Below are 14,466 nucleotides of genomic sequence, written 5' to 3'. Positions count from 1 at the left end.
ATCGTGGTGACCGGTATCGCCACGTCACTCTCGCTGGCAGTGGCGCCGTGGGTTGCGCTGTTCCTGCCGCAAGCACAAATGAGCAATGTCTACGTGGACGGCCATGTCTGGCCGCCGCATGCGTGGCAGTGGTGGTCGGTACCTGCAGTCAGCCTGGTCGGCGTACTGCTTTTGTTCGTGGTGCTGCATCTGGTGCGCGGGATCGGCAGCTTGCACGGGCAGGTGGCCAAGAATCTGCTGGTGCGGGGCCGCGACCACAAGCTCTGATCAGGTTCAGACCAGTCCCAGATCGCGCGGGGCCGCGTCCGGGAAGATCGTTTGTGTCTGGCTGCGGGAAAGCCCCCACAGGCGCGCGAACAGGCCACCGAGGACTTCGCGGTCGTTGTTGAGGACCCGGTAGTCGCGATCCTGAAGCAGATTTGCGCGCACCACGTCGAGCTGGTTTCCGAGTATGCGTCCGCCACGCACGGCGCCGCCGAGAAAGGTGTAGACCGTGCCGTGGCCGTGGTCGGTGCCGCCGTTGCCGTTTTCGCGGAAGGTACGACCGAACTCGGACACCACCGCGACCACGGTACGGTTCCAGTCCGGCCCCATGGATTCAGCGAAGGCCGCAAGGCCACTGGACAGGTAGTTCAACCGACGTGCCAGCGCACCGTCCGCGCCTCCCTGGCCAACATGCGTGTCCCAGCCGCCGACATCGACGAAACCGAGCCGGAAGCGGTCGCGCATCAGCGTGGCGATACGTCGGGTCTGGCCGGCGAATCCGTTGGGATCGATCGCGCCGCGACCGGCGCGCTGCATTTCCTGCTGCAGGTCGCTGGCGGCCTGACGGCGCAGGTCCATGCCCTCGCGCACGGTGTCGGCCAGCGAGGTGTCCGCGTACATTCGTTCAAGCGCCGCGGATTGCCCCTTGTTGAAACCGGCGCGCATTCCGCGGCTCAGGGCCAGGTTGGGAATGTCGCCACCGCCTTCAAAGCTCAGCGGCAGCGATCGGGTGAAGGCGATGGCCTGCCCGCGTTCATCGAGCACGCCGGCCAGGCGCGCCATGAAGCCGGAACGCTGATCATGTCCCGCCCCGGTACCGAAGCCGCGCTCGATGTGGTCCTGGGTTTCGAAATGGCTGCGCGAGAGATCGCCGGTGCCGGCAAACGGCACGAAGGCCAACTGACGCTTGCGGTACATCGGTGCATAGTGCTCACGCAGCGACGGCGCCAGCGCCCAGTGATCGTCCAGGCGCAGACTGGCGTCGGCATTGTCGCTTGGGCGCGGCAGGGCCAGCGTGGGGCGTGCCTGGTAGTAGAAGTCGCTCGCGTAAGGCACCAGCAGGTGGTTGCAGTCGTAGCCGCCGCGCAGGAATACCAGCAGAAAGTACGGCGTGCCGACGGGTGCTGCGAACAGGCGTCCGCTGACCGAGGCCAGTGCGGGCAGGGTGGCCAGTGCCTTGAGGAAAGTGCGGCGATGCATGGGATGTCCTCAGCGTTGGTTGAATTGGGGGGAAGCGAGCAGGTAGCTGTTCCACAGGCGCGGGTCGCGCGCGGAGGACAGTACCGAACGGGTGTTGGCGGACAGGTACGGCGCGATGGCCACGCGGTAGACGGTACTGCCGGCGATATCCTGGGCAACAGCGTCGCGTCGTTGCTCGCGGTCGGCTTTGGGTGGCAGCGTGGCCAACCCGGTGCCGATCAGGCGTGCGATCTGGAAACGCTGGGTCATCTGCCCCGAACTGTGCCAGTCACTGCCGGACAGCGACCAGCCATCCGGTGTGATACGCCCGTACAGCGGCTCACCCATGAGCTGCAGGGCCTGCACCAGGCGACGCGCATCCGGAATCGGGCGACCGTCATAGGTCAGGCGCATGGCCGAAACGGTGAACTGCATCGGATCCTTGTACTTGTCGCCACTGGTGAGCAGTTCGGGCGAGGTGAACAGGGTGCGCAACACCGCGGCAATATCCCCGTTGGTGCGCTGGAAGGTCGCCGCCATGCGGTCAATGAGCGCTTGCGGTGGGTGGTCACTGACGAAGTAGCGGGCCATTTCGCCGGAGACGAAGCGTGCGCAGGCCGGCTGCCGGGTGATCCAGTCCACCGCCTGCTCGATCTGCCGGTAGCCGTGCGCGTCGATACGCTTGCCCAGCAGGACCTGGGTGCCCTCGTCGTGGCGGCGCGGGTTGAACAGGAACGCGCCGTCATGCACGAACCCCGGAGCGTCGCCAGCAAAGCGCAGCCGTCTTGCGAGCGGCGTGATGCCGGCACCACTGAGGATGTGCATCATCGCCTGCACGTCCTGCTGGGTGTAGCCGGCGTGCACGCCGAGCACGTGCAGTTCCATCAGTTCGCGTGCGTAGTTCTCATTGTTCTTTCCGCGCACGTTGCGGATATTGTCCAGGTACAGCAGCATCGCCGGGCTTTTCAGTGTGGCCATGACCAGGTCACGGAAATGCCCCAGCGCGTGCGGGCGGATGGCATGATCGATGTAATCGGGGATGAACCAGGCCACCGCCGACTTGCGCTGGAACACGCTGAAGTGGTTGGACCAGAACCACACCATCTGCTCGCGCAGCTGGTTCGGGCTGTAGATCGCGCGCAAGATTTGCGCTTGCGCGGCTGCGGCGGCGAGGGCATGTCCACGCTGGCGCAACTGCTTGCGCAGCGCGAGTTTCTGCTTCGGATCCTGCGATGCCTTGATCTGCTTGCGCAGTCGCATCAACTCCCCGATGCGCCCGCTTGCATTGACCGACTCGGCACCCAGTTGATCAATCTGAAGCTTTACCTGATCCGGCAAGGGGCCCGCGCTGGCGGTCAGTTGCTGTTCCAGAAAGCGTTTGCGACCCAGGTTTTGCAGACGCTGCAGCGCGGCCGTGTCAGCGCCGAAGGTGATCCGGTCCAGCCAGGCGATGTCGCCGGTGCGCGGCGGCGCAGCATCCCTTGCGGGTGCTGGTGCCTGCGCAGACAGCCCCAGGCATGCGAACAGGACCAGGACGGCAACGAAGCGTCGCTGCAAGGTCGGGATCGGGTGGTCCATGGGCACGTTCCGGACAGGATGACGTCCTCTAGAACGTGCCACCGGGAAGTTGGTTGACTGCGACGGGGCCGCTTGCGAACCGGTTTCCGGTAGCCTTGTCGCCCATGTCCAGTGTGATGAGCAACCTGCAATGGCCGACAAGCGTTACGACCGAGCCTATTACGACAAGTGGTACCGCGACCCCCGCCACATGGCGGTGACGCCGGCAATACTCCGGCGCAAGGTGGCGCTGGCGGTGGCGCAGGCCGAGTTCTACCTCGGCCGGCCGGTGCGCAACGTGCTCGACGTTGGATGCGGTGAAGCGCCCTGGCGTGCTGCGCTTCGCCGGTTGCGTCCGGACATCGATTATCGCGGCCTGGATCCGAGTGCGTATGTGGTGCAGCGATACGGCCGCAGCCGTCGTATCGGCCTGGCCACGTTCGGGCAACTCGCGGAACTGCGTTTCGAGGAACCGTTCGACCTGATCGTTTGCGCCGATGTGCTGCATTACATGAAACCGGCGGAAATCCGTCGCGGCCTGTCCGGATTCTCCGAACTGTTGCGCGGCATGGCTTTCATCGAGGTCTATGTTTCAGGGGATGCGATCGAGGGTGACCGGGACAATTTCGTCGCCCGCAGCGCGGCCTGGTATCGGCGTGCTTTCGCCGAAGCCGGACTGACTGCATGCGGGTCGCATGGCTACCTGGGCCCGGAACTGGCCGCCAGAGCCACGGCCCTGGAAGTCCTCGTTGGCTGAGCACGGCGCTGCATCGGTGCCCGGCCTGGACGCTTCGATCGGTGTTCGTGCCGTGGCGCGCTGCCTGGCTGGTTCAGTGCAGGAAAAACACCAGCACCGCCAATAGATTGAAGCCCGCGTGGACGGCGATGGCGCTGTAGATCGAACCGGTCCGTATGCGTCGCCAGCAGCACACCCCGCCGACCAGCGCCAGCGGCAGCAGGCCCTGGGGTTTCCAGCCCAGGTCGGGCAGGTGGACGAGGGCAAACAGCGTTGCGTCCAACCCGACCGCCACGCTCAGCGAGGCATGCCTGAGCAGGGCGGACAGGAGAATGCCGCGAAACAGGATTTCCTCCGCCACCGGGACGATCAGCACGGCGGCGAGCGCGATCCCGACCCGGACCGCAAATGAAGAGTGCAGCAGGATCTGCACGATATCCTCGGGCACGCTCTTGCCGTGGCTCAGCATCGCAGCCAAAGCGCCCCCCATGATCGACACGCCCATGCCAAGCAGGACGTGCAGCCCGACCCGTCCCGGCGCAAGGGGCTGAATGCCCAGTCCGGTGAAGCCGACGCCTTTCCAGGCGCGGTTGAACCAGTAGCGGTACAAAAGGATCGACAGGCCGCAGGACAGGGGCACCGCGAGCAAGAACACGTGTGATTTGAAGCTGGAGGTACCGAGTAAGGCGGTCGGATGGTCTTTCCCGGACAGCACAGCGAACAGCAACAGCCCGAGCGCCATCATCAGACCCACCGCGAGCTGGATCATGAAATAGACAAGCAGGGCACTGCCTGCCGCCCAAAGGCTTGGGGCGGTTGATGACTGCTCCTCGTGGCCGTTCAAGTCGCTGTCCATGCTCTGGTTCTTGCGAATGGATGTATCCGTACGCGTCACGAGCTCAGAGGACCGCCCACATGCCCTGGATCAGGCCGATCAGGCCGGAGGCCAGAAGTATGGCCATGCACAGGCTTCCGATCATGAAAGGCAGGCCGCGCAGCGACGGATTGCGGATGTAGGCGACGCCATACCAGCTACGCGCGGCGACCCACACAAGGCCCACGAAGCCGGCCAGTGCCGCGCTTGAGAAGTGGGCGGCAAGCCACAGCGAAGGCAGGAACATGAGCGTGGCCTCCAGCGTGTTCATCTGAACGCGCCAGGCACGCTCGAAAATCGGGTGGCCCGTCATCGCGGGCGCCTTGATCTTGTACAGGCCGCGAGCGCGGCCGACGGCGTATGAAGTGACAAACAGAAGAATCACGGTAAGCGCGATGACCAGCGCGGGAAGCAGGGCCAGCATGGGGTGATACTCCAGAGCAGGTGTTGGAACCAATGGTCCGGCGGATGATACCGCCGGACCCGGATCGTCAGGGACTGGGTTCGCTCAACGCGGATGTTTGTTCAGGTGCAGGCTCGTTCAGATGTTCGATGGTGCGTTCGGGAGGCAAGCGCATGTGGATGGCGACCCACATGATCAGTACCGAGAACAACGCTACGGTCAGCGTGGCCCAGCCGAAACCGAGGGCTCCCGTGTTGCCGGCATGCTTGTCCAGGGCCGGATATTCGCCCAGCCAGCTGATCAGTGTGAGTCCGGCCAGCCACAGCGGTACCCAGAACCCGGAGCGCAGTTCGAGGTTCGGCGTGGTTTCGGAATTGCGCAGTTCGTGGATGATCAGGACCACATAGCCAATCAGCACGGCGATCATGAGTTTCCAGACGATGTCCCAGCCCGACCAGTACACGATCAGATTGGAGGACAGAAAGCCGAGGTAGGCCAGCAGATGCACTACCGGCAGACGGAACGGACGTTTCTGGTCGGGAAGCTGGCGGCGCATCGCGACCAGCGCCAACGGGCCGGACCCGAACGAAAGCACGGTGGCCGAGGTGACGAAGCCCACCAGTTTCTGCCATCCCGGGAAGGGCAGCAGGAAGACCACGCCGGCGACAAAGGTCACGATCACGCTGACCCAGGGCACGCCATGCTTGTTGACCTTGGCCAGCGCCGACGGCGCATTGCCGTTGCGGCCCATGGCGTAGGAGATGCGTGCGGTCACCGTGGTGTAGATCAGGCCGGTGTCGGCCGGGGAGATGAAGGCGTCGATGTAAAGCAGCACGGCCAGCCAGGTCAGGCCCATCACCGTGGCGATCGCCGCCAGTGGGCCGTAGGTGGCAGCGATGTGGTCCAGGCCGCCGGTGAAGCTGGTGCCGATATGGGCCCAGCCGTGAACGAGTGCGCCATCGGGCAGGGAGCCGATGAAGGCGATCTGCAGGGCGACATAGATCACACCGGTGATCAGGACCGAGCCGATGATGGCAATCGGCACGTTGCGCTGCGGATTGCGGGTTTCCCCGGCCAGTTCCACGCCCTGGCGAAAGCCCAGGTAGGAGAACACGATGCCGGCGGTGGCGATGGACGAGAACACGCCCGGCCAGCCGTAGGGCATGAAACCGCCTGCCGTGGCGTGGCTGAAGTTGGCACCATTGAATGCCGTGACCAGGAACATCACGATCACCAGCACGATGATGAACAGCTTCCACCACACCAGCGCGTTGTTGAGTCGGGCGAACCAGCGGATGCCGATCACGTTGATCAGGCTGAACAGGCCCAGCAGGGCGACCGCGACCACGAAGCCGGGCACGGTGAGCACCGGCACGCCATCCTTGAGCTGCTGCAGCCAGGGCAGATAGTTGGTCGAGTATTGCAGTGCCGCGAGCACCTCGATCGAGGTGGTCGAGGCTACGGCCAGCCAGGTGATCCAGCCCAGCGTGTAACTGGCAAAGGAGCCGAAGGCAAAATGCGGAAACCGGACCACGCCCCCGGAGACAGGGAACATCGTGCCCAGTTCGGCGTAGCACAGGCCGATGAAGATGATCATCACGGCGCCGATGGCCCAGGCCAGGATGGATGCCGGTCCGGCAGTTTCTGCCGCGTTCAGGGCGCCGAAAAGCCAGCCGGAGCCGATGATCGAACCGACCGCTGTGAAAAGCAGACCGATAATGCCGATGTCCCGGCGTAGGCGATGATCCTCGCCTGAGCTGTTTTGCACCTTGGTGCCCGTGTGTTCCATGGTTTCCTCCCGTATGGATTGACCGGGGTATCCGGCACCGTCAATGCACACTGCACAACAGGCAGGACTGTGGACGTGGTGCTGGACACAACTTGCTTTGACTATGGCGTGTATGAGTCGCACACACAAGCATCGCTCATGACAACGCACGCCTGCTGCAATGCACGATTGTGCGGACCTGTCAGGCGTGCTGCGAAAAGCCGGCCGATGCACAGTCGCCAGGGATATGCGAGCCGGACGTGGTTGCGATCAAGCCCGTCCTGCGCAGCCGGACCAAGGAAGGGACGTTCAGTTGAGCACGCGGCGCGCAAAGGCGAAGTGCCGGCTCCAGTAGGGATTGTCGAGGTTGTCCAGACGCACGGTACCGCCGCTGTTGGGCGCGTGCACGAAGCGCCCCTTGCCGACGTAGATGGCCACGTGACTGATGCGATGGTGTTCGGTACGGAAGAACAACAGGTCACCGGTCGCCAGGTCGCGGGTATTGCTGATCTTGGGTGCGTTCATGCGCGACATTTCGCGCGACGTTCGTGGCAACTGCACTCCGGCGGAGGTGCTGAACACGTAATCGACCAGGCCGCTGCAGTCGAAACCACTTTGTGGCGTGTTGCCACCCCATTGATAGGGGGTGCCGACCAGTCCGATGGCATGAAACAGCACATCTTCGGCCTGGCGCTGCGGGGGCTGCCGCAAAGGGGCGCTGGCGCAGGCGGCCAGGGTCAGTATCAGCATCATGCAGACCAGGTGTCCGGCCCACCGGCGCGACTGCTGGGTTGCGAGGTGGCAGACAAAACGTGTTCGGGTACGATCCGCAAACATGAGAAAACCCCGGAACGGATGCTCCGAGGTTATCAAATCAATGTCTTGCGCGAAAGACTTCATGTCATTCGCTAGCTGGTGACGTGATCAGCAGGCGGTTTAGCCGACCAACGTCAGTTTCCGCCCCTGCGTGTCAGTCTGGGTCAATTCGGTATGCATGTGCTCTGCCAGTGTGTTCCGGCATGCATGGTCAAGCTCGTATTCAAAGCGCGTCGCGCACTTGCGCGCCGCCACGCCGATCTCCGATGCCATGCTGTCCTGCTGCAGCATCTGGGCAAGGATTTCGCGCTGGCGCGAGTCGAAACGCGGGTCCTGGTTGGCTTCGTCCAGTACCGCTGCCAGAACACCAAGCCAGCCGCTTTCGGTTGAGCGCAGTGCAAGCAAGATTTCAGGTTTGCTGATGAACATGGGATTGCTCCGTTGTCTGTACCCATGACCTAGCACGAATGATGCCAATGGCTCCGTAGATCCAGAAACCCAGGGCGGCCATATGCTATGAATGTGACGGGCGTCACGCTGCAGTGCAGCGAGCATTCGCACAGCAGGCAGGCGCAGTCCGCATTACCATGAAGGACATGACAGGGGGGATCGCCGACCATGCCCGGAAACCACATGACTGCCGTCGATGCGGGGCCGGTGTTCGAGCTGTGCGACGTGCACAAGCGTTTCGGCTCCCTGGCCGCGGTGGACGGCCTGTCTCTGGGGTTCGCCAAGGGCACCACCACAGCCCTGATTGGCAGCAGCGGCAGCGGCAAGTCGACCGTGTTGCGCATGCTCGTGGGGCTGGTGCAACCGGATGCCGGCGAAGTCCGTTTCGAGGGACGTCCCCTGGGCAAGAGGGACTTGCTGCATGCACGGCGCAAGATCGGATACGTGATCCAGGAGGGTGGACTGTTTCCTCACCTTACGGTGGCTGGCAACCTTGCCTTGCTTCCCCGCTATCTGGGCTGGAAACGGGGTCGTATCGCCGAACGGGTGGAGCAGCTGATTCGGCTTGCACACCTTCCCGGCCATGCTCTGCAGCGTTTTCCCCTCGAGCTCTCGGGAGGCCAGCGCCAGCGCGTGGCGCTGGTGCGCGCTTTGATGCCCGATCCTCCGGCCCTGTTGCTGGATGAGCCACTCGGTGCACTTGACCCGATCGTGCGGCATGACCTTCAGGACGAGTTGCGAGAAATTTTCGAGCGCTTGAACAAGACCGTGGTGCTGGTGACCCATGACGTGGCCGAGGCGGCCTGGCTGGCGCCAAGGCTGGTACTGATGCATGAGGGGCGGTTGCTGCAGGAAGGCTCCTGCGAACAGCTGCAGCGCCAGCCGGCTGATGCACACGTGCGGCGCTTTCTCGATAGCGCGCGCTCTTTGCCGCAGACGCGGGCATGAGAGGCGTGCTGCTGGTCGCCCTGCTGCTGGCTTCGAGTACTGTCCAGGCCTTGCCGGTGCGGATCGGATCGAAGGCATTTACCGAGTCGGTGGTGCTGGGCGAGGTCGCGCGTCTGTCATTGAACGCCCATGGTATCGAGGCCGTTCATCGGCGCAGCCTCGGCGGCACGCGAATCCTCTGGAAGGCGCTGCGCACGGGCGAAATCGATGCCTATCCGGAATACACCGGCACGCTGGTGCAGGAACTGTTGCCTGGCGTACCGGCCGACATCGGCATCCCGGGGTTGCGCAAGCGGCTGCAACCGCTGGGTCTGGGGATCACCGACTCACTTGGTTTCCAGGACAGCTATGCCCTGGGCATGCGCATGAAGCGGGCGCAGGCACTACATGTGCGAACCATCGATGACCTGCGCCAGCATCCCGGGCTCAGCTTCGGGTTTTCCAACGAGTTCATGGACCGGGGCGATGGCTGGAAAGGACTGCGCCAGGCCTATGACCTGCCGCAGACGACCGTACGCGGCATGGATCACGATCTGGCCTATCGCGCGCTGGCCAGCGGTGCCATCGCAGTCACCGATGTCTACACCACCGATGCCGAAGTCCGGCGTCAGCACCTGCGCCTGCTGAAGGATGATCTGCATTATTTTCCAGATTACCGCGCGGTGTTCCTTTATCGACTGGATCTGGACCAGCGTGCTCCTGGTGCGATCAAGGCGCTGCAGTCGTTGGCCGGACGCATCCGGCTTGCCGCCATGCAGCGCATGAATGCGCAGGTGAAACTGGACGGTCGCAGCGAGACGGCCACGGCTGCCGCTTTCCTCGGTCTGCCGCCGCCCGCTGCTGGTCCGGGATTTTGGAACCGCCTGTGGCAACGGACCCTGGAGCACCTTGTGCTGGTCGGCATATCGCTGGGCCTGGCATTGCTGATCGCGGTGCCGTTGGGGGTTCTCGCGGCTCGCTGGCGGCGGCTGGGACAGGGGGTGATTGCTCTGACGGGGGTGTTGCAGACGGTGCCCTCGCTGGCGATGTTCGTGTTCATGATCCCGCTGTTCGGGATCGGCGCGGCCCCGGCGATTGCGGCGCTGTTTCTCTACAGCCTTCTGCCGGTGGTGCGAAACACACATGCCGGTCTGACCGGCATCGCGCCCGGTCTGCTGGAATCGGCATCCGCGATGGGCCTGCCGTCGTACGTACGCCTGTGGCGCGTCGAGTTGCCGTTGGCGCTGCGCTCGATTCTCGCCGGGGTGAAGATCGCCGCAGTGATCAATGTGGGTACCGCGACCCTGGGCGCGCTGATCGGTGCCGGTGGTTACGGGCAACCGATCCTGACAGGCATCCGCCTGGACGACATCGGCCTGATCCTCCAGGGCGCGATACCGGCTGCGGTGCTGGCGCTGCTGGTGCAAGGCGTGTTCGAGCTTGTCGAGCGCGGATTGACCCCACGGGGTCTGCGGCTTCAGGCTTCGTCATAGGCAAGGCAGTAGGATTCACGCACGACATGGGTAGAATGCAGGCATGACCTTCAGGAAAAGCGATGTCCTGATTCTGGGCGGTGGCGCCATCGGCCTGGCCACGGCCTTGCAGTTGCTCAAGTCGGGTGCTTCGGTGCGCGTGGTCGAACAGGGCAAGGTCGGAAACGGCGCCTCGCATGCCAATTGCGGCACCCTGACGCCCAGCCACGCCATACCGTTGCTGGTCCCGGGCATGTTGCGCAAGTCCCTGGGCCAGATCTTCCGCCGTGACGCTCCCTTGTATATCAGCCCCCGTCCGGATCTGAACCGGCTCCTGTGGTTGCTGAAACTGGCGCATCGCACCTCATGGGCGCGGGTCGAGCGCGCGGCCGAGGCGCGCATGCAGCTTCTGCAGCGATCAACCCAGCTGACCGCGCAATGGGTGCGCGAGGAGCCGCTTGATTGTGAATACGCCGCCGACGGCAGCTTGTACGTCTACCGCGATGCGCAATCATTTCGCGAAGCAGAGTGGCATGCCGAGATGCTCGAGCGCCTCGGATTGGAGGTGCAGCGTCTGAATGGGGCTGCCGTGCAAGCCATGGAGCCGGCTCTTTTGCCGGGCATGTCGGGTGGCTATTTCCATCCCGGGGATGCGCATCTGCGTCCGGATCGTTTTGTCGACGAGCTGGCTCGCCGGGTCCGTGAGCTGGGCGGCATCATCGAGGAGAGCGCCCGAATCGAAAAATTCCATACCGAGGGCAAGCGCGTCGACGCCGTGCGCACTCATCGCGGGGTCTATTCAGGGGAACGGCTGGTGATGGCGCTGGGTGCCTGGTCTCCACAGCTTGCGCACATGATCGGCTTGCGCTTGCCGATGCAGCCCGGCAAGGGCTATTCGCTGACCTGGACGCGCCCGCCACGCGCGCCGCTGCGCCCACTGATGTTGCGCGAGGACAGCGTATGCGTCACCAGTTGGGACTCCGGATTCCGTCTGGGCAGCACGCTGGAGTTCTCCGGCTATGACAGCCAGTTGCGCGACGTGCGGCTGAACGCGATCCGGAGGGCTGCCGCCCGCTACCTGCGAGAGCCAGCAGGTCCGATGATGCGCGAAATGTGGTGGGGATGGCGGCCGATGAGCGTGGACCAGCTGCCGATCATCGGTATCGGCAAGCGCTGGTCGAACCTGGTGTACGCCACCGCCCACGGCATGCTCGGCATGAGCATGGCGGCAGCCACGGCGGAGATCGTGGCCGAGTGCTGCGGTGCCGGCGGTGGTGCCAGCGACATCCGGATCGATGCGTTTTCACCGCGTCGATTCGGCCTGTAGTTGTCGCAGCCCTTGCGCGCACTGGACTATATCGTGATCGGAGGCGGGTCCGGCGGACTGGCTTCGGCGTTGCGTGCGGCCCGGCATGGCGCGCGGGTGGCCCTGCTGGAACCGAATGCGCTCGGCGGCACGTGCGTCAACCTCGGCTGCGTGCCTAAAAAAGCCATGTGGTATGCGGCCCAGACCGCACACGAACTGCAACGCGCCCGTGAGTACGGCTTCGACATCCGGTCCGGGGTTCTGGACTGGTCGCGATTCCTCGCCCGCCGACAGGACTACATCGAGCGTATCCAAGACAGTTACCGCACGCGCTTGAAGGAATCGGGCATCGAGGTGATCCCGGCGCGCGGGCAGCTGGTCGAGCCCGGGCGTGTCGATGCGCAGGGCCGTGTGCTCGAGGCACCGCACGTGCTGGTCGCGACCGGTGGCCGACCGCGGCGACTGACCTTGCCGGGGTTCGAGAAGGGCATGCTGTCGGACGATTTTTTCGACCTTCGCAGCTGCCCGCGCAGCGTGGCGGTGGTTGGCGGCGGATACATCGGCGTCGAGCTGGCCGGTGTGCTGCACGCGTTGGGCGCACGCGTGGATCTGTACGCGCGCTCCACGTTGCTAAGCCATTACGATGAAGAACTGGGTCAGGCGCTGGCTGACTCGATGCGTGCCGATGGCATCGGGGTTCACCTGCATGCCCTCGTGCCGGGACTGCGTGAGCTGGACGGCGGGCTGGTGCTGGACGGCATCGAGCACAGTATGGCCGCCCCGTACGAACGCGTGCTGTGGGCCATCGGACGCGTGCCCAACAGCAGATGCATCGGCCTGGAGAACGTACCCCTGTCGCTGGATGCCGAAGGGCATGTGCAGACCGACGACTGGCAGAACACCAGCGTGCGGGGGGTATATGCCATCGGTGATGTGACCGGTCGCGATGAACTGACCCCCGTCGCCATTGCTGCGGGCCGAAAATTGTCGGATCGTCTTTTCGGCGGCCAGGACGATGCGCATTTGGAGTACGCCAATATTCCAAGCGTGGTGTTTGCGCATCCTCCTCTGGGCATGGTCGGCCTCACCGAGGCACAGGCGCGCCAACGCCATGGTGACAACGTGCGCGTGTATCGCGCGTGTTTCACGCCCATGCAGTCGGCGTTGTCGGATCACCCGCAGAGGTCGCTGATGAAACTGGTTTGCAGCGGCAAAGACGACCGCGTGATTGGGGTGCATCTGTTCGGTCCGGGCAGCGACGAGATGCTGCAGGGGTTTGCCGTGGCGGTAAAGATGGGTGCACGCAAGTCGGACTTCGACGCCACCGTGGCGATTCACCCGACTTCGGCGGAGGAGCTGGTGTTGATGCAGTGACGGTCGGTACAGGGGTTTCGAGGCCGAACCGCTAGAATAAGCTGATGCAGACCTACACGCTTTCCCTTGGCACCGCTCCGCTGCTGATCAGCCTGCCGCACGATGGCAGCGCCATTCCCGGCGCCCTGTCCGCGAGCATGCACGAGTACGCGCGCCATTCGCCGGACACGGACTGGCATGTCGGCAGGTTGTACGACTTCGCTCGCGAGCTGGGCGCCAGCATCCTGCGTCCGCGGTATTCGCGTTACGTGGTTGATCTCAACCGTCCCTGCGATGGACACGCGCTGTATCCGGGGCACAGCGAGACCGGACTGGTGCCGACCGTGATGTTTGACGGGCGACCGATCTACCGTGACGGCTGTGCTCCGGATGCCGAAGCCATTGCCGCACGCGTGGACACCTACTGGATGCCGTACCACCAGGCCCTGCGTGGGGAACTGGATCGGCTGCGTTCGGCGCATGGCCGCGTGGTGCTGTGGGAAGGGCACTCGATCCGTGCCGAGGTGCCGATGCTGTTCGATGGGCGTCTGCCTGATTTCAATCTCGGGACCAACGCAGGGGCAAGTTGCCAGCCGCGTCTGCGCGAACGGCTTGCATCCGAGCTGGCGGCGCAAGAGACCTACACCCATGTACTCGACGCTCGCTTCAAAGGGGGCTATATCACCCGCAATTACGGCGCGCCGGACGCAGGCATCGATGCCGTGCAACTGGAGCTGGCCCAGGTCAACTACATGGATGAGGATCGCTTCGAGTATCTTCCCGAACGTGCAGCCAAGGTGCAGTCCCTGATCCGTGGTTTGCTGGAAATTTGCCTGTCCTGATCGATACTGTTTGCGTGCCGGTTCACTTCGTCTGGGCTTCAGTCGGCATCGTGGGTGTTGCCGGCAATGCCATTGCCATCGGGTGGGTATGTGCCTGTTCAGCTGGGGTCCGCAGGCTTATCCCGCGTCCTCACGCTCCCATTTCCCGATCAGCGTATCCAGCGCATGCCGATAGGACTGCGGCATCGACCCAAGTTCGTGTACATCCAGGCCCAGGTCGTTGATGCGCCCGTCCGAAAGCCCGTACACCCAGGCATGTACACGTAACGCCTGTCCGCGCTGCCAGGCCTCCTGCACGATGGTGGTGGCGCACACGTGCATGGCCTGTTCGATGGCGTTCAGTTCGCACAGCCGCGCATGCCGTTGTTCGAAGGAGAGCTTGTCGTCGAGCGCATGGATGTGCTGCTGCGCCACGTCCTCCACGTGCCGCAGCCAGTTGTCGATCAGGCCAAGACGCTGTTTTTTCAGCACTGCACCGACACCACTGCAGCCGTAGTGCCCGACCACCAACACGTGTTC

The 14,466-nt window shown here is 64.0% G+C and carries 15 protein-coding genes; 7 read left to right on the top strand and 8 right to left on the bottom strand.

Annotation, left to right across the window (positions count from 1 at the left end; all coding sequences use genetic code 11):
* On the top strand, positions 1–267 hold a 267-nt coding region (locus tag PF446_RS01300), incomplete at its 5' end, for a sensor domain-containing protein (RefSeq protein WP_298068921.1).
* Between the two features lie 6 nt (positions 268–273).
* On the opposite strand, the gene PF446_RS01295 is transcribed toward PF446_RS01300, so the two are convergent.
* Both PF446_RS01295 and PF446_RS01290 read right to left on the bottom strand, forming a co-directional pair.
* Positions 274–1,464 (bottom strand): DUF1501 domain-containing protein, encoded by a 1,191-nt coding sequence (locus PF446_RS01295; RefSeq protein WP_298068919.1) that lies wholly within the window; start codon positions 1,462–1,464, stop codon positions 274–276.
* 9 nt (positions 1,465–1,473) lie between these two features.
* Positions 1,474–3,021, bottom strand: coding sequence for a DUF1800 domain-containing protein (locus tag PF446_RS01290; protein WP_298068917.1), 1,548 nt, complete (start codon positions 3,019–3,021; stop codon positions 1,474–1,476).
* A 130-nt stretch (positions 3,022–3,151) separates the two neighbouring features.
* Between PF446_RS01290 and PF446_RS01285 the strand changes: the two genes are divergently transcribed.
* On the top strand, positions 3,152–3,757 hold the full coding sequence (locus PF446_RS01285; protein WP_298068915.1) for a class I SAM-dependent methyltransferase: 606 nt from the start codon (positions 3,152–3,154) through the stop codon (positions 3,755–3,757).
* A gap of 73 nt (positions 3,758–3,830) precedes the next feature.
* Here PF446_RS01285 and PF446_RS01280 read toward each other — a convergent pair whose 3' ends face one another.
* From PF446_RS01280 to PF446_RS01260, 5 genes are all read right to left on the bottom strand, one after another.
* Positions 3,831–4,580 (bottom strand): CPBP family intramembrane glutamic endopeptidase, encoded by a 750-nt coding sequence (locus PF446_RS01280; RefSeq protein ID WP_298068914.1) that lies wholly within the window; start codon positions 4,578–4,580, stop codon positions 3,831–3,833.
* 55 nt (positions 4,581–4,635) lie between these two features.
* Positions 4,636–5,034, bottom strand: coding sequence for an MAPEG family protein (locus PF446_RS01275; RefSeq protein ID WP_298068912.1), 399 nt, complete (start codon positions 5,032–5,034; stop codon positions 4,636–4,638).
* 67 nt (positions 5,035–5,101) lie between these two features.
* On the bottom strand, positions 5,102–6,802 hold the full coding sequence (locus PF446_RS01270; RefSeq protein ID WP_298068910.1) for an APC family permease: 1,701 nt from the start codon (positions 6,800–6,802) through the stop codon (positions 5,102–5,104).
* A 288-nt stretch (positions 6,803–7,090) separates the two neighbouring features.
* Positions 7,091–7,534 (bottom strand): C40 family peptidase, encoded by a 444-nt coding sequence (locus PF446_RS01265; protein ID WP_343224639.1) that lies wholly within the window; start codon positions 7,532–7,534, stop codon positions 7,091–7,093.
* A 183-nt stretch (positions 7,535–7,717) separates the two neighbouring features.
* Positions 7,718–8,026, bottom strand: a complete 309-nt coding sequence (locus tag PF446_RS01260) for a hypothetical protein (RefSeq protein WP_298068908.1) — start codon at positions 8,024–8,026, stop codon at positions 7,718–7,720.
* 204 nt (positions 8,027–8,230) lie between these two features.
* Between PF446_RS01260 and PF446_RS01255 the strand changes: the two genes are divergently transcribed.
* From PF446_RS01255 to hutG, 5 genes are read left to right on the top strand one after another with little or no spacing between them, the layout of a single operon-like run.
* On the top strand, positions 8,231–8,995 hold the full coding sequence (locus PF446_RS01255) for an ATP-binding cassette domain-containing protein (RefSeq protein ID WP_298068906.1): 765 nt from the start codon (positions 8,231–8,233) through the stop codon (positions 8,993–8,995).
* On the top strand, positions 8,992–10,467 hold the full coding sequence (locus PF446_RS01250) for a glycine betaine ABC transporter substrate-binding protein (protein WP_298068904.1): 1,476 nt from the start codon (positions 8,992–8,994) through the stop codon (positions 10,465–10,467). The genes PF446_RS01255 and PF446_RS01250 overlap by 4 nt, the downstream gene beginning before the upstream one ends.
* A gap of 43 nt (positions 10,468–10,510) precedes the next feature.
* Positions 10,511–11,773: an FAD-dependent oxidoreductase gene (locus tag PF446_RS01245; protein WP_298068902.1), complete on the top strand. Its 1,263-nt coding sequence runs from the start codon at positions 10,511–10,513 to the stop codon at positions 11,771–11,773.
* The gene (gorA, locus tag PF446_RS01240) at positions 11,774–13,126 is read left to right on the top strand and encodes a glutathione-disulfide reductase (RefSeq protein WP_298068900.1); all 1,353 of its coding nucleotides are present in this window, start codon (positions 11,774–11,776) and stop codon (positions 13,124–13,126) included.
* A 44-nt stretch (positions 13,127–13,170) separates the two neighbouring features.
* The gene (hutG, locus tag PF446_RS01235; RefSeq protein WP_298068898.1) at positions 13,171–13,947 is read left to right on the top strand and encodes an N-formylglutamate deformylase; all 777 of its coding nucleotides are present in this window, start codon (positions 13,171–13,173) and stop codon (positions 13,945–13,947) included.
* A gap of 117 nt (positions 13,948–14,064) precedes the next feature.
* Here hutG and PF446_RS01230 read toward each other — a convergent pair.
* Positions 14,065–14,466: carbonic anhydrase (locus PF446_RS01230; RefSeq protein ID WP_298068896.1), on the bottom strand; the 402-nt coding region annotated here is incomplete at its 5' end.

It is taken from the genome of Oleiagrimonas sp. (genome assembly GCF_027858935.1).
Classification (GTDB): domain Bacteria; phylum Pseudomonadota; class Gammaproteobacteria; order Xanthomonadales; family Rhodanobacteraceae; genus Oleiagrimonas.
Note: the sequence above shows the minus strand (reverse complement) of the source record. Positions and strands in the feature narration are given on the sequence as shown.

What these genes read in the sequence shown, in the direction of transcription:
- PF446_RS01295 (WP_298068919.1), bottom strand. Translation starts at nt 1,464, where the DNA reads ATGCATCGCCGCACTTTCCTCAAGGCACTGGCCACCCTGCCCGCACTG.
- PF446_RS01290 (WP_298068917.1), bottom strand. Translation starts at nt 3,021, where the DNA reads ATGGACCACCCGATCCCGACCTTGCAGCGACGCTTCGTTGCCGTCCTG.
- PF446_RS01285 (WP_298068915.1), top strand. Translation starts at nt 3,152, where the DNA reads ATGGCCGACAAGCGTTACGACCGAGCCTATTACGACAAGTGGTACCGC.
- PF446_RS01275 (WP_298068912.1), bottom strand. Translation starts at nt 5,034, where the DNA reads ATGCTGGCCCTGCTTCCCGCGCTGGTCATCGCGCTTACCGTGATTCTT.
- PF446_RS01270 (WP_298068910.1), bottom strand. Translation starts at nt 6,802, where the DNA reads ATGGAACACACGGGCACCAAGGTGCAAAACAGCTCAGGCGAGGATCAT.
- PF446_RS01265 (WP_343224639.1), bottom strand. Translation starts at nt 7,534, where the DNA reads ATGATGCTGATACTGACCCTGGCCGCCTGCGCCAGCGCCCCTTTGCGG.
- PF446_RS01260 (WP_298068908.1), bottom strand. Translation starts at nt 8,026, where the DNA reads ATGTTCATCAGCAAACCTGAAATCTTGCTTGCACTGCGCTCAACCGAA.
- PF446_RS01255 (WP_298068906.1), top strand. Translation starts at nt 8,231, where the DNA reads ATGACTGCCGTCGATGCGGGGCCGGTGTTCGAGCTGTGCGACGTGCAC.
- PF446_RS01250 (WP_298068904.1), top strand. Translation starts at nt 8,992, where the DNA reads ATGAGAGGCGTGCTGCTGGTCGCCCTGCTGCTGGCTTCGAGTACTGTC.
- PF446_RS01245 (WP_298068902.1), top strand. Translation starts at nt 10,511, where the DNA reads ATGACCTTCAGGAAAAGCGATGTCCTGATTCTGGGCGGTGGCGCCATC.
- hutG (WP_298068898.1), top strand. Translation starts at nt 13,171, where the DNA reads ATGCAGACCTACACGCTTTCCCTTGGCACCGCTCCGCTGCTGATCAGC.